The organism is Mucilaginibacter sp. (genome assembly GCF_041088075.1).
Lineage (GTDB): Bacteria > Bacteroidota > Bacteroidia > Sphingobacteriales > Sphingobacteriaceae > Mucilaginibacter_A.
The window spans coordinates 1-13,453 of record NZ_JBGCVY010000016.1; the positions used below are offsets into that span (position 1 = coordinate 1).

Consider the following 13,453-nt stretch of genomic DNA (forward strand, 5'->3'; position numbering starts at 1 on the left):
TGTTTCATTCCCATTATCGGCCGTGGCCACCACATCAGAACTGGCGGCAGTACCGGCATTGATATTTTGTATGTTTAGCTGCAAATAATTGTTGAGGTTGCCTTTTCCGCTGATGACGTTAAAAGAGGAAGCCCCGGCATCTACCAATAGCTGCTCTGGGTTTGTGGCATTAAAAGCAGTGCTGCCGATACCAAAATTGCCGCCGCTGGTAAAGCGTGCCCTTTCTGCATTGTTGGTTTTAAATACAAAATCTACCGCATCGGTTGTGCCGATAAAATTTGTCCCGGCCGTGGTGCCCGTATTGCCGATAGTTGCCCAGGAGGAATTTGCGGATGTTGTTCCGGTGTTAAGTGCCGTCCAAGCCACGCCGTTCCAATAGTAATATCCGGGGACAACATTGTTGGGCGCAGTGCCTGCCGTGGCCGTATTGTAAACCAATAACGAAACGGCCGGAGAAGTTACCGGCCCGGCAGCATTGGTTGCGGTAAGGGCAACGCGCGGGACAAGCAGGCCTTTGTTGGTGTAGCTAATATCTAAACCTGCCGAAGCATCGGGCGTAAAACCGCTGGTTGCACTAATGCCCACATTTTGTGTGAAACCTTTTTCGGTTGCAAACAAGCAGCACAGGCCTATAAAAGCTTTGGATATAAGTTTAAATGTTTTCATAAATCTAACTGATGGTTGTCTTTTACGAAAACTGCTTCTATAGGTTGTATTTATAAAGTACAAATGGGCAGAACCTGTTTAGTTTTAGATCGGTCTTTTGTTTAAATTAAGAATTATAGCGATGCTTCTTTTACCACCTAAAAGTTTAAATAAATCAAAACCTGTTCTTGAAAAAGCATAACCCTCGTAAATAGAAAATATAGTATTTGCAGGCAGACACTGTTTTTATGCCGGTAAAAGAAGCATTTGCCGGTAAAAATATTACCGCTGCTGGCCCTGCAAAGCCCACTTTTCGATGATGTTGACCAGGCTGTCCAGCCTCACCGGTTTGCCAATGTAGTCATCCATGCCTGCTTTTAAACATTCTTCGCGGTCGCCTTGCAATGTATTGGCCGTCATGGCTATAATGATTGGTTGTTCGGACAGGCACACGCGGATCATCCGTGTTGCTTCCAGGCCGTCCATTTCCGGCATTTGCACATCCATCAAAATCAAATCAAAGCTCTTCTGGCTTACCACTTCCAAAACATCCTTTCCGTTTTCAGAAACCTGCGGGTTGTAACCTAATTTGTTTAAAACCTTGGTTACCAGTTTCTGGTTCATCCTGTCGTCCTCGGCAATCAAAATATTTAGCGGGTATTGTTGGGCAAAATCCACCGAAAGTTTTTGTTTGGCATAATGGTCTTTGCTTAAACCATCTTTGCCTTTTTGCCACAGCAAACTTAAAACCTGCCCGATGATGTTATGGTGTTTCAACGGTTTTTCAACCACCGAATTAAAAAGGGCTGCATGGTCTTTATACTTTTCGTTACCGGTTTTGTTCATCAGCAAAATAGGCAAATCCGGGTGGTTTTGTTTAATGGTACGGGCAAGCTCGATCCCGTCCATTTCCGGCATTTGCATATCAATCAACGCTAAATCAAAACCGGTTTCCTGTGTTAAAATCTGCAAGGCCTGTTTGCCCGAATTTGCGACAAAAGGGACAAGTTTCCATCGGTCTAACTGGTTTTTAAAAAGATTGCTAAGCGTTACGTTATCATCTGCTATCAGTATTTTTTTTCCGGCCAGCTTTGCCATTTCTGCCTGTGTGTTTGCCCGCAGGTTTTGCTTGCCGAAGCTTGTAACAATACTGAATTTAAAGATGTTACCTTTTTTCTCCCGGCTTTCAATGGTCAGCGATCCACCCATCAAACCAATTAATTTTTTGCAGATGGCCAGCGTATTACTGCCCGGGTTTTGACTGTCTTCTGCGGTGTCCGATTGCAGGCTTTTTAAAATGGCTGATAATTTTTCGGAAGATAAACCGGCACTGGTGTCTCTAATTTCGAAGGCTAATTTTGCCCGGTTTTCTTCAACAAGTTCAATCAAATTTACAGCTATCAAAACCTCGCCTTCGGTAGTAAACCGCAGTGCATATTCGGTCAGGTTCACCAGTATCTGCCGCAGGCAAAAGGCATCGCCAATTAACTGGACAGGAACATCAGGGCTGATGGAATAAATCAGTTCGATGTCGGTCTGTGCTAATTTGGGCGCAAAAACATCAAAAACTTCTTCAATATTGTTGCGCAGGTCAAATTCTTTGGCTTCCAGTTCCCGGCCCGACTCCACTTTTGAAAACTCCAAAATATCGTTCATCAAAATTTCATTGATGATGGACAACAGGTTTTCGCCCGAATACAAAATGTTGGCCGCAAATTCCTGCTGCTCCGGGTTCAGCACCGATTCGTTGAGCAAAGAAGCCATGCCCATAATGGTGTTCATGGGCGTGCGGATGTTATGGCTGACCTTGGCAATCAAAGCACTTTTGTTCCGGTTGGCCAAAGCGGCATCTTCGCTTGCTTTTTGCGTGTTTGCTTTTGCGTAGGTTAGCAGCTCCGTCCGTTCCAGCAGTTTCCGTTCAAGCTCGGCATTTTTATGCAGCAAAGCATTCGTTTTTAAATAATGCAACGTGTAGCCGCCGGCCAGCAACACCACCAAAACTATTAAATTAAACCACCAGGTAAACCATATTGCCATGAGCAGCAGTGTTTTGGCGGCGGGCAGAAAAAAGCAAAGTGTAAACATAATTTTAATTGGTTATGCCTGTAATCGTTTAAATGTGGTCAGTTATAGGGGTTGATACTGTTTTTAGCACTGTTTTTTTGCCATTCGTAGTTAAGGCCCAATACAAAATAGCGTTCGCTGCTTTCGGGCCTGAAAATGTAAAGCGGGAAGTTCCAGTTTTTGTAAGTTGCTTTTATCAAAAAGCCTTTTTCAAATGCACCGTTTAGCTGGTATAATTTGGTTTGCTGTAAAGACAGGCCGACAGCAAATTTTTCGGAGAGCTTGTACGTAAAATCAGACCAACTGTAAATAAAGTTGTTGCTGCGTTGCTGTACCGAAAAAGTGTATTGCGATTGCGTATTGAAATAAAAATTACGATAGTCCAGATCTAAATTTATGCCGATGGAACCGCCGTTCATCCGCCCTAAAACCACACCGGCAATAGGGTTGGCCACATAAGAAAACAAAGCTTTTCTTTCAAAACTTTTGCCTGCATACAATGATAATGTGTTCAAAGCTTCATAATTATAGCGCCCTTCTGCATACCAGTTTTTGCTGCTTTGGTAATAGGCAACCGGAACGATGGTAAATTCCCTGTACGTGCCCATGTAATAATATTGCTCCAGGCCGGCGTGTTGCGCAATTGCATTATGCCACAACCCGCATAGGGTCGTTATTAGCAACAGTCCTTTTTTCATTTTCGATGATAATTGATTCTGCCGTGCCTAATTTTTGGAGCATGTGAATGTCTTTTAAGTAGGGGTTCCAATGAAAAATAAGCTCATCAATCGGGTGCCAAAGCAAAACCCAGGCAAAAATGTCTAAACTGTTGATCAAGCCCGTATGCAGGCTTTGGCTTTGCTTAAAAAACAAGGGCAAAAAGCCCTGGCAAATAATCGCTACCACGATACCTACGGCCAGCAAAATCCAGTTGCGCTGTTTAAACCGTTCAAACTCTTTCATCTTTTCGGTTTTCCTATCCGAAAAATGGCGGTGAACGGCATACATCAGCGGTTCGGCATATTGCTTATCACTTTCGTTGGTGCATTTAAACTTGTAAAATATCACGTCGTACCTTTTTGCCGATGCCACTGTTTCTAAAATATACCGTTCAAACTGGTGGCTCAACTGCCGTTTGTATATTGGTGCCGGGTCGTGTTTGTTAAAATAACCGTCAATCACTTGCTGGTCCAGGGTCATAAAAACATTTATGCTTTTTGAATGAAATTTGCTCATCGAATGTATAACTGATTTTCAGCCAACTGGCGCTATGGTTAATCAATTACCTGTGTACGGTGCCGGGGAAGCATTGGTTATTATTATTCAATAATCTCAAAAACAAGGAGTAGAGGCTTAATTGCCATAACCTTCAGGCCGTGGATTATGGAAAAAAACAATTGGCTTTAGCCAAAATTTAACGGGAATGACACTAATTTTTATGCCATAAAAGAAGCATCAAAACCAGGTGAAGGATGTTTAACCTGACTTAAAACATTGTTTAAGCTTTGTTCAAATATTTTCCATGCTTCTTTTACCACCTAAAAATCATTGTCTTTTTTACAGCGGTATGCGATCAAAACATAGAATTTATAGGCATAAAAGAAGCATCAAAACTAAGCGAAGGAAGTTTAACTTGCCTTAAAACATGTTTAAGTTTTGTTCAGATATTTCCCATGCTTCTTTTACCACCTAAAAATCATTGTCTTTTTTGCAGCGATATGCGATCAAGACATAGAATTTATAGGCATAAAAGAAGCATTATAAATCATTACGATAGAAATTTAAACGGCTCTTACTTTTTAATAAACTTGATTTTTTGGATCGGATTTCCGGTAGCCATGTCCACAAGTTCGGCAACATAAATACCGGGCAGCAATTGGGAAACATTGTGTTTAAAACCGGCCAAATTTTGGTGAAGGGAAGAATGGATTTTAACGCCCGTATTGTTATAAATACTGAGCCGGACGTTGCCCATGCTTCTTTTACTGGCCAAAAAATTGATTTCGTTTACAGCAGGGTTTGGGTAAAGTATTATGGCAAGCGGTTCTGTTGCATTTGGCGGTTTGACAACAACGGGAAGGTTGGAAACAGCCTGTTTAAAATAAACGATAAAACGGTTGCCGCCAAAAGTTGCCGCCATATTTTTATCGATAAAAAAAGCATATTCAGGTTTTAGGTGGAGGTCAACAGAATCTTTAGTGAAATTGTCTTTCAAAAAAACAGGTTCGTTTTTAAAACGGTCGGCATAATCTGTCAGCTTTATTTTGTACGGCCCACTTACAGCAACATCAACAGAAATGGGTATAAAACTGGTTTTTTCAGGAACGGGCAAAGCACTTACCGCCAATGGTTTATGCTCCGTTTTGCTTAATGCGGATAAAGAAACGGCGGCGTTTGCGCTGGTCAAATCGTCCACATCTTCTTCGGAATGGTAGCCTTCCTGCTGGCCTTCTTTAAATGTCAGTAAAATATCGTCGTAGTTCAGGCTGTCTTTCTCTAATTTCAACCTTAAAAAATCCAAGGCCAAAAGTGTTTTTCCACCTAAAACAGCCGGGTTAGAAGTATCGGGTGCTTTGGCTGCTTCGGTAAAAATCAAGGTTGGGCCTGCTGCATTTGCTTTCACAAAAAACCCTTGTCCCGAAGCAATATAACGCGTAGCCAAACCGGTGGAAGTTCCGCCTTTGGTATAAGTGCCGTAATTTTTGGTTACCGGATCAAGGATATAAATGGTTGGGTTGATGTTGGTCGTTGCAATAGCCGAACCGCTTCCACCGGAAAGTTCCCAATCAATTGCCGAAGCGTAAGGGTTGCCAACCTGGTTAAAACCATCGTTAGCTTCTGCTTTGTTTGTGAAAGATAAAAAACCGGTTGCGGCACCAAAAGGCGCAGTTACCGTAATGTTTCCCTGGTTTAGTAAACCTTTATAAGTGATAGTAACATCTTCCGGAACGGGAAAAGGCGCACTCGTTTTATTGCTAACATTATTAAACCTATCGCCGCGAAAAAACAACAAAAAGCCGTTGCCTGAAGTCAAAAAATCCTGCGTGGTAACCGAATGGTTTCTGCTAATGCTGCTTATTGGCACAAAATCCTGCAACGCACTTGTTGCCGCGGTTTCGTTGTATTTCCAAATCGTTGGCCCGTTTGCGGGAGAAGCATCAAAGCCGTTCGCTGTTCCGCCTGCCCCGGTTATCAATATTTGATCTTGCAATCTGCTGAAATAATATTTGCGCAAACCGGAATTTGCATTTGGAACCTGGTAAACCGGCGAAGAAAGCAACCGGTAACTGCGCCTCGAACTCATACCACCTTTGATAAACCGCTGCACCAAAACAGAATCGGTAATGGCAGAAGCGCTCAGGTTATTAACGCGTGCCGTTCCGGCTTCGGTAGAAATAAGCGTTAAATTACTTGCCGAGTTTAGAATGTTGGCCGAAGTGCCGCCGCTTAAATCAACCAAATTATTAACTTCTAAAGGTGTCCCCAAAGTGATTGTGCCGTTTCGAACTTGTGTATAAGTTTTTAAGGATCGGCTTGCGGCATCGGTTTGGTTAAAATAGATCGTGGCGTTGCTGCTTGCAATCTCATTACCGATAATTAAATTGGCCGAGGTAGAACCGGTCAAATTTCCGCCGGCGTTCATCGAAATCGTTCCGGTCAGTTTTAAACTCCCGCTGCCGATGTTAAAAGTCCCGTTAGCCAGCGTACAGGTATTTCTTATTTGCAGCAAGCCGCCATCCAATAAATTTACCGAGCCTGATGCTTTGTTCACCACTAAATTATGGATCACGTTTTCACCAGAAACTTGGGAAAAGCGAAGGTTAACAATAGGCGCGGTTCCGTTTAAAGTTAAATCGGTAAACTGGTAAGCATTGGTTGCAGGCTGCTGTGCTAAGTAGCCATCGCCAACAATCGTTCCGGCAGAAGTACTTATACCAACCGTAAAAGTTTGGTTTCCGTTGGCCGATTTTCCGATAGGCAAGTACAGTTTACACTGGTTTTGCAGGGATAAAGTTTGGTTAATAGCGATAGTGCTATCAATAGTTGCGCCGCTTGGCCTGGTAACCGTAAAGTTTCTAAAGCCGGAACCGCCCGAGTTAAAAAGGATTGAAGTGCCGGTTCCGCTAATTTGGATATCACTGCTGTTTCCGCCAGAAATCCTGCCGCTGCCGGTTAAGTTGTTTAAAATTTGCAGGATGTTGTACATTCCTACTGTTAAACGATTATTAGGTTTTACCGTAATATCACCTAAAATATTGATTAAATTATAATTGTCTGTTGTGCCGGTTGTTGCAAAAGTTGTTAGCCTGTTACTTTTATCGGCTATAATATTCCCGTAAAATATTTGGCCCGTCTCGCTGGCTATAGTTGCGTTTTCTGTACCCGAAAAGATAAAAGTAAAACCGGTTCGTTTGCTTGCATTTAAAAAACCGGAAGCAACGGTGATCGTTCTGTTTATGGTAACGGAAATATCGCTGGTAAATTCTAAAGAAGCGTTTCCAATAACTAATTGCGCTAAATTCCAATTTCCGGTGCCAGACCAATTACTGCTGTTACCGAGTAAATACAAGCTCATTCCGCGCGCACTGCTTAACCAAAAATTTATCGTACCGTTGTTGGTAATGTTTCCTTTGATGTTAAAACGTAAATTGTCTGCTACGGCTGAACCTAATTGCAAACTGCTACCGGCAGAAACGGTTAGGTTTACAATCCCTGTTCCAACATTTGCCGCATCCATTAATACTGTTGCATTTGCCGCAATCACTACATCATCAGATGGACCTGGTTTTACACCGCCAACCCAAGTTGTACCATCGTTCCAATTCCCGCCCGTTGCGGTAGAAGTAATGGTAGCGGCATCAGCATAAAAAAGAGTGCATAAAAGAAGCATGGCCAGGCAAAACGCTTTCCGGCTGCTGATAATATGGAATAATATTTTGTGATAATGTTTCAATTGGCTTTATGTCAAAAGGAATTCCTTCTGCCATAAAGATATTTATTATTTATACTTTAAAAAATATATTTTTAACTGTTAAGAAAATAATTAAAAATAAAGCAATTAAAGAAGCTGCTTTGGCCAGATAATCACCGTGCTTTACATAAAAAGTAAGGTCGCTGTTTAGGTTGATGTCTTGCTTTATCGCCGCTTGTGTCCACCATTTGGTTTGTTTTACAATATCGCCGCGCTGGTTAATAAAAGCAGATAAACCTGTGTTGCCTGATTGGCAAACCCAACGCCGTGTTTCAATTGCCCTCAACTTGGCGTAATCCAAATGCTGGTCTTTGCCCGATGTATTTTCCCACCAACCATCGTTGGTGATGATTGCGATAAATTGTGCCCCTTTTAGCACGTATTTTCCTACGTATTCGCCATAAATTGATTCATAACAAATAACTGGCGCTGCACCAATTCCGCTTTGCGAGTAGAAAACTGTCGGTTCATCCTGTTTGCCATAACTGCCCGTGCTGCCACCCAAATGTGCAAAAACCGGTTTCAAAAAGGATAAAGCCGAACCAAAAGGCATCTGTTCTACGCCCGGAACTAATTTTGATTTATGGTAAAATTGCACTCTGGCCGAGTTTTCAATATTTACGGCTGCATCAAAATGATCTACAAATACATTATATCCGGGTATTTGCTCGGCCGAAGGCGTTGGGTCATGACTGTAATATTTGTAAGATTCAATTCCGGTTAACACGTTTGCGTTTTTATAAGGATAAAGGAAGCGTTTCACCTGCAAATAATAATTGCTGCTTCTGATCTGGTCTTCATCAATACCTTTTTCATCAAAAATTGCAGTTTCCGGCCAAATTATAAATTCGGTATTCGATTGCGCAACTTTTTTAGAAAGTGTAATTAAAGTATTAATTTGATCGGAAGTTGATATCGTTCCTACTTTCTCATAAGGATCAATATTAGGTTGCACGACTACAATATTCGACGGATCTTCCTGTTCTTCATATAGATAATATCGGAACAAAGAAAAACTTAACGGCAACAATATCGCCAGCACCGTTGCCGCAACCAATTGCTGCCGATGCTTCTTTTGCCCCTGTTTTTTTAGGTTGAGGTAAATCAGAAAAATCAGGATATTCACCAGCCAAATCCAAATTGTTCCGCCGTAAACGCCCGTGTATTCGTACCATTGAACCCAGGAATGGCTCACCGCAAAACCGTTGCCTAGCGTCATCCACGGGAAAGCCAGATCCCAGCTTTGGTGCAGGTATTCGTAACTCATCCAAAAACAAACCAAGCCGGCCAGGCTCCAATTTAAAGGTGCAACTTTCCGCAAACGATAATACAACCAGCAAGCCGTGCTCATCAGCAATGGCCCAAGCGAGTACGGAACCAGCGAAATTGGAACGGCAACCAGCGCACCAATCGTTTTAACGGAATTGTAAACCCAGTAAACGGAAAGCGTGTTCCAGATAAAAAAGCCCAAAAAACTCAGCCAAAAAACCAGGAAACCTTTTCGGTTGGAAGTGGATTGTATAATTTCCTCTAATAAAAGAAGCATCGGCACCAAACCCACAAAAAGTAAAAAAGTGGTATAAGGCGTTGGCGGCCAGGCGATCCATAATAATAAACCGGAAAGTATGGCAAGGAAGAAAAGTTTTTTCATTTAGTCAATAAACTCAATATTAGTTGCTTTTAAAAAATATTTAACATGCTTTTTATATGTACTATTTTTTTCAAAAATCCGAATTTCTAAAGCGTTAAATAATTCTTCATTTTGTTTGATATTAACATCTATACATATAGCTGCAATAATATAGGCATCGTTTACTAATTCCTTTTGAATGTAAGTTTCGAGGAGATCAATTAAATCCAAAGAAGATGGACGATCATTACCCTCATTTAAATAGCTGGATAATGGTTTGATGTTATTTGCCGTGTCAATCGCAACTCCAAATGGAAAAAACTCGCCAGAATCAAGTAAATAAATTTGTGCTTGTTCTTTAACGTTATTAAATAACTGTTCAAATTTTTCCATATAATTCGATAATAAAATACTTTTAAAAGACCAACTTTGAAACTATTTCCCACCAACAATCAACACAAACTCTCCCTTAACCGGATGTGTCTCGTAATAAGTTTTAATTTCAGCCAACGTTCCTCTAACAGTTTCTTCAAACAATTTGGTGAGTTCGCGGGAAACCGAAGTTTGCCTTTCGGCACCAAAATGCGAGATCATTTCTTCCAAAGTTTTTAACAAACGGTGCGGCGATTCGTAAAAAATCATCGTCCGTTCTTCTTCCTTCAAACTTAAATAACGCGTTTGCCGCCCTTTTTTTACCGGTAAAAATCCTTCAAAGACAAAACGGTCATTTGGCAAACCGGAGTTGACCAGCGCCGGGACAAAAGCCGTTGCGCCGGGCAAACATTCAACCGGAAAATCATTTTTTAAAGCCTCGCGGACCAAGTAAAAACCTGGATCGGAAATGGCAGGCGTTCCGGCATCAGAAATGAGCGCAATCTGCTTTCCTTCGCCCAAAAACTTCATAATTTCCTGAGTAGATTGATGTTCGTTGTGCTGATGGTGCGAAAAAACTTTCCCGCTGATGCCAAAATGTTTCAGCATCGGCGCGGATGTGCGTGTATCTTCTGCCAAAATCAAATCGGCTTCTTTTAAAATGCGAATGGCACGGAAAGTCATGTCTTCCAAGTTGCCAATGGGCGTGGGTACGAGGTAAAGTTTGCCGTTCATATGTTCAGTTGCATGTTGTTGGTTGTGAGTTGTCAGTTCTGGTTTAATTTGAATGCTGTTTTTATCGACTAAAAACTGGCAACCCGCAACAGAAAACTGACAACCGAAACCTATCTTTGCCAAAAATTAAAATAATGCTGCAAGTTAGTTATATCCGCGAAAACAGGGAAAAGGTTTTGGAACGTTTGGCTGTGCGAAACTTTAAACAGCCGGAAGTGGTTGATCAAATTCTTGAGATTGATAAGAAACGTCGTAGCGTACAAACATTGCTCGAAAACTATCTTTCAATGTCTAAATCTACAGCAAAACAAGTTGGAGATTTCATGCGCGCAGGAAAACTTGCAGAAGCAGAACTCGCTAAAGGTGATTCATCAACTTTAAAAAATTATATCAATACGTGTAATATTGAATTAGATTTTTTAGAAAATAACCAAAGGGACTTGGTAGAATTACTACCTAATCTTCCACATATTTCTGTACCAAGAGGAAGCACACCAGAAGAGAATGAAGTAGTTTTAGAAAACGGTGAAAAACCAAACTTGCCCGAAAACGCGTTGCCGCACTGGGAACTGGCCGCAAAATATAATTTAATTGATTTTGAACTGGGCGTAAAAATTACCGGTTCCGGTTTCCCGGTTTATAAAGGAAAAGGAGCGAAGCTGCAGCGCGCTTTAATTGCTTTTTTTCTGGATGAAGCTGAAAAAGCAGGTTACGATGAACGCATGTTGCCATTGCTGGTAAATGGAGACTCTTGTTATGGAACTGGACAATTGCCTGATAAAGAGGGTCAAATGTATTATGTACAAAATGATGCGCTGTTTTTAATCCCGACGGCGGAAGTACCGATGACCAATTTATACCGCGATGTAATTTTGAAGGAAGAAGAATTGCCGGTTAAAAATTGTGGTTATACGCCATGTTTCCGTCGGGAAGCTGGTTCTTACGGCGCACATGTACGTGGTTTAAACCGCTTGCACCAGTTTGATAAAGTAGAAATTGTGCAGGTCGCAGATCCCGAAAAATCCTACGAAGCCTTGGAGCAGATGAGTTTGCACGTACAATCTCTCCTGCAAAAATTAGGTTTGCCTTACCGTGTGCTGCGTTTGTGCGGCGGCGATATGGGTTTTACAGCGGCCTTGACTTACGATATGGAAACCTGGAGCGCGGCGCAACAACGGTGGCTGGAAGTTTCTTCGGTTTCCAACGTTGAAACTTTCCAAAGCAACCGTTTAAAATTGCGTTTCCGCAACAGCGAAGGCAAAAACCAGTTGGCGCATACGTTAAATGGAAGTGCTTTGGCTTTGCCGCGTATTGTGGCTACTTTGCTGGAAAACAACCAGACGGAAAATGGGATTAAAATTCCGGAAGTGTTGGTGCCTTATACCAAGTTTGCGTGGATTGATTGATGCTGTTTTTATAGGGGTAAAAGAAGTATTGTGATTAAAATACTTCTTTTATCACACTTATTTCAGTAAGTCAATTAACAATTGAGTAACCTTTTCGGTAATTTGGGTTTTTAATGTTCCTGCTTTGCGAATAATTATATTTTTATCAGCGGTAAAAATACGTGTAGGCCGGATGTTTGAAGCAACCGGTAAAGAGCCGCTTGAAAAATCATTGAAGTTTATTAGAATAGAAAAAGCATCTTTAGTTTGTTGACTGGTGATTTGACAAAGAATAATATCATCACCAGGCAAATTTGCCAATATTAAAGCTGGCCTTTTTTTGTTTCCGGATAAGTCTGAAAACGGAAAAGGTATTACAACTATATCGCCTTTTACAAATCCTGCCATGCTAAATCTTCTTCCGGCGTTAACCAGTCTTTAGCTAAAACAGCTTCGCTTGCAAAATGAGTGAGTGGTTGATTTTCTAATTGTTCAGCTTCTTCAACTGTAAAAGCAATAACTTCTACTTGTTTACCGATAAAATTATCTGGCAGGTTGATTGTTATGTTCTGATTTTCAGGTTTGATTACTGTCCTTATCATAAACAAATATACAATACTGAATGCTTCTTTTATCGGTATAAATTTAGGCAACCTCACTTCACAATCTCAAAAACTGCCTGGATCTGATAATTCAGTTTGATTTTTTTAAAATCAATATCAGGTTCGGTAGCAACATCGGCACTGCTGGTCTTCATCATCATGGCGCGAAAAACGGGTTGCTGCATTGGTTCGTTGTTGATTTCTTGAATGTCAATCGCGCCGCCTAATTTCTCGCCAATCCCATTTAACAAAAAGGTTGCTTTTGCCTGGGCTGCTTTTAATGCTTTTAGTTTCAGTTCGCTTTTTAAAGCTTCAATTCCGGAATAATCATAACCGTCAATTCCGGTTGATTGGATTCCTTTATCGTCCACCGCATCTAAAATCTGGTTGACTTTGTTCAAGTCTTTCAACTTCAAACGGTATTGTTTGGAAGCCAGAAAATCGGCGTTCTTTTTCTTTTCCGGCACGTAATTGTACGATGATAAATTGTTGATGGTAAAATCAGCTTTGGCAATTCCTGCCGCGGTTACGGCTTTTTGCAACTGGCTTTCTAAAGTTGAAATGCCCACTTTGTTTTTCCCGTTTAAATATTCTTTGAGCGAAATGCTGAAGTAAATAATATCCGGCGTAACTTCTGTTTCGGCGTTTCCGGTTACGGTTATTTTTCGGCGCAAATCAACCGATTGAGCGAATGAGGTACAAATTGTTGCCGATAAAAACAGCAGGAGTAATAGCTTTTTCATGTTGAACGGTTTTATTGTATAGACGAACGTTTAGGGGTTTGGTCGCAGCAAAAATCTATTTTTTATCTGAATTCAAGCTAAAAAGCTGTTATCCAGGATTAAAAAATAATTTGGATTTGATATGATACTGTTTTTATGCCGGTAAAAGAAGTATGCTGATTGTACTTATATAAAGTTCATTAAATATTTACAATTAGTTTAGCTAAGTTTTTACCGACTTGGTTTTCCACTTGAAAATCAAGCATGAACCGGTCAAAACAGTTGATCCTTTCTTCCAGGTTTTGGACGTATCTGTTATGTGTGAT

General features: G+C 41.1%; 12 protein-coding genes. 1 reads left to right on the top strand and 11 read right to left on the bottom strand.

Annotated features, from left to right (window positions below; all coding sequences use genetic code 11):
• The 8 genes from V5804_RS02820 to rsmI all read right to left on the bottom strand — a co-directional run.
• Window positions 1-666 (bottom strand): hypothetical protein (locus tag V5804_RS02820; protein ID WP_369589854.1); only part of this gene is annotated, 666 nt, incomplete at its 3' end.
• 261 nt (window positions 667-927) lie between these two features.
• Window positions 928-2,682 carry a response regulator gene (locus tag V5804_RS02825; RefSeq protein ID WP_369589855.1) on the bottom strand — a complete coding sequence of 585 codons (1,755 nt, stop codon included), beginning with the start codon at window positions 2,680-2,682 and terminating at the stop codon, window positions 928-930.
• Window positions 2,683-2,768: 86 nt separating this feature from the next.
• Window positions 2,769-3,407 carry a hypothetical protein gene (locus tag V5804_RS02830; protein ID WP_369589856.1) on the bottom strand — a complete coding sequence of 213 codons (639 nt, stop codon included), beginning with the start codon at window positions 3,405-3,407 and terminating at the stop codon, window positions 2,769-2,771.
• A complete protein-coding gene (locus tag V5804_RS02835; protein ID WP_369589857.1) occupies window positions 3,358-3,909 on the bottom strand; it encodes a hypothetical protein in 552 nt (183 codons plus the stop codon). The genes V5804_RS02830 and V5804_RS02835 overlap by 50 nt, the downstream gene beginning before the upstream one ends.
• A 592-nt stretch (window positions 3,910-4,501) precedes the next feature.
• Window positions 4,502-7,663 carry a T9SS type A sorting domain-containing protein gene (locus tag V5804_RS02840; RefSeq protein ID WP_369589858.1) on the bottom strand — a complete coding sequence of 1,054 codons (3,162 nt, stop codon included), beginning with the start codon at window positions 7,661-7,663 and terminating at the stop codon, window positions 4,502-4,504.
• A 49-nt stretch (window positions 7,664-7,712) separates the two neighbouring features.
• Window positions 7,713-9,332: an apolipoprotein N-acyltransferase gene (gene lnt / locus V5804_RS02845; RefSeq protein WP_369589859.1), complete on the bottom strand. Its 1,620-nt coding sequence runs from the start codon at window positions 9,330-9,332 to the stop codon at window positions 7,713-7,715.
• Window positions 9,333-9,704 (bottom strand): hypothetical protein, encoded by a 372-nt coding sequence (locus V5804_RS02850; protein ID WP_369589860.1) that lies wholly within the window; start codon window positions 9,702-9,704, stop codon window positions 9,333-9,335.
• A gap of 42 nt (window positions 9,705-9,746) precedes the next feature.
• A complete protein-coding gene (rsmI, locus tag V5804_RS02855; RefSeq protein WP_369589861.1) occupies window positions 9,747-10,418 on the bottom strand; it encodes a 16S rRNA (cytidine(1402)-2'-O)-methyltransferase in 672 nt (223 codons plus the stop codon).
• Window positions 10,419-10,552: 134 nt separating this feature from the next.
• On the opposite strand from rsmI, the gene serS reads away from it, so the two are divergent.
• Window positions 10,553-11,824 (top strand): serine--tRNA ligase, encoded by a 1,272-nt coding sequence (gene serS, locus V5804_RS02860; RefSeq protein WP_369589862.1) that lies wholly within the window; start codon window positions 10,553-10,555, stop codon window positions 11,822-11,824.
• A gap of 57 nt (window positions 11,825-11,881) precedes the next feature.
• Here the strand turns inward: serS and V5804_RS02865 are convergent, their stop codons facing one another.
• From V5804_RS02865 to V5804_RS02875, 3 genes are read right to left on the bottom strand one after another with little or no spacing between them, the layout of a single operon-like run.
• Entirely contained in the window at window positions 11,882-12,211 is a 330-nt protein-coding gene (locus V5804_RS02865; RefSeq protein WP_369589863.1) for a type II toxin-antitoxin system PemK/MazF family toxin, read from the bottom strand.
• Window positions 12,196-12,405 (bottom strand): hypothetical protein, encoded by a 210-nt coding sequence (locus V5804_RS02870; protein WP_369589864.1) that lies wholly within the window; start codon window positions 12,403-12,405, stop codon window positions 12,196-12,198. The genes V5804_RS02865 and V5804_RS02870 overlap by 16 nt, the downstream gene beginning before the upstream one ends.
• Window positions 12,406-12,458: 53 nt before the next feature.
• Entirely contained in the window at window positions 12,459-13,148 is a 690-nt protein-coding gene (locus V5804_RS02875) for an SIMPL domain-containing protein (protein ID WP_369589865.1), read from the bottom strand.
• Window positions 13,149-13,453 lie beyond the last annotated feature (305 nt).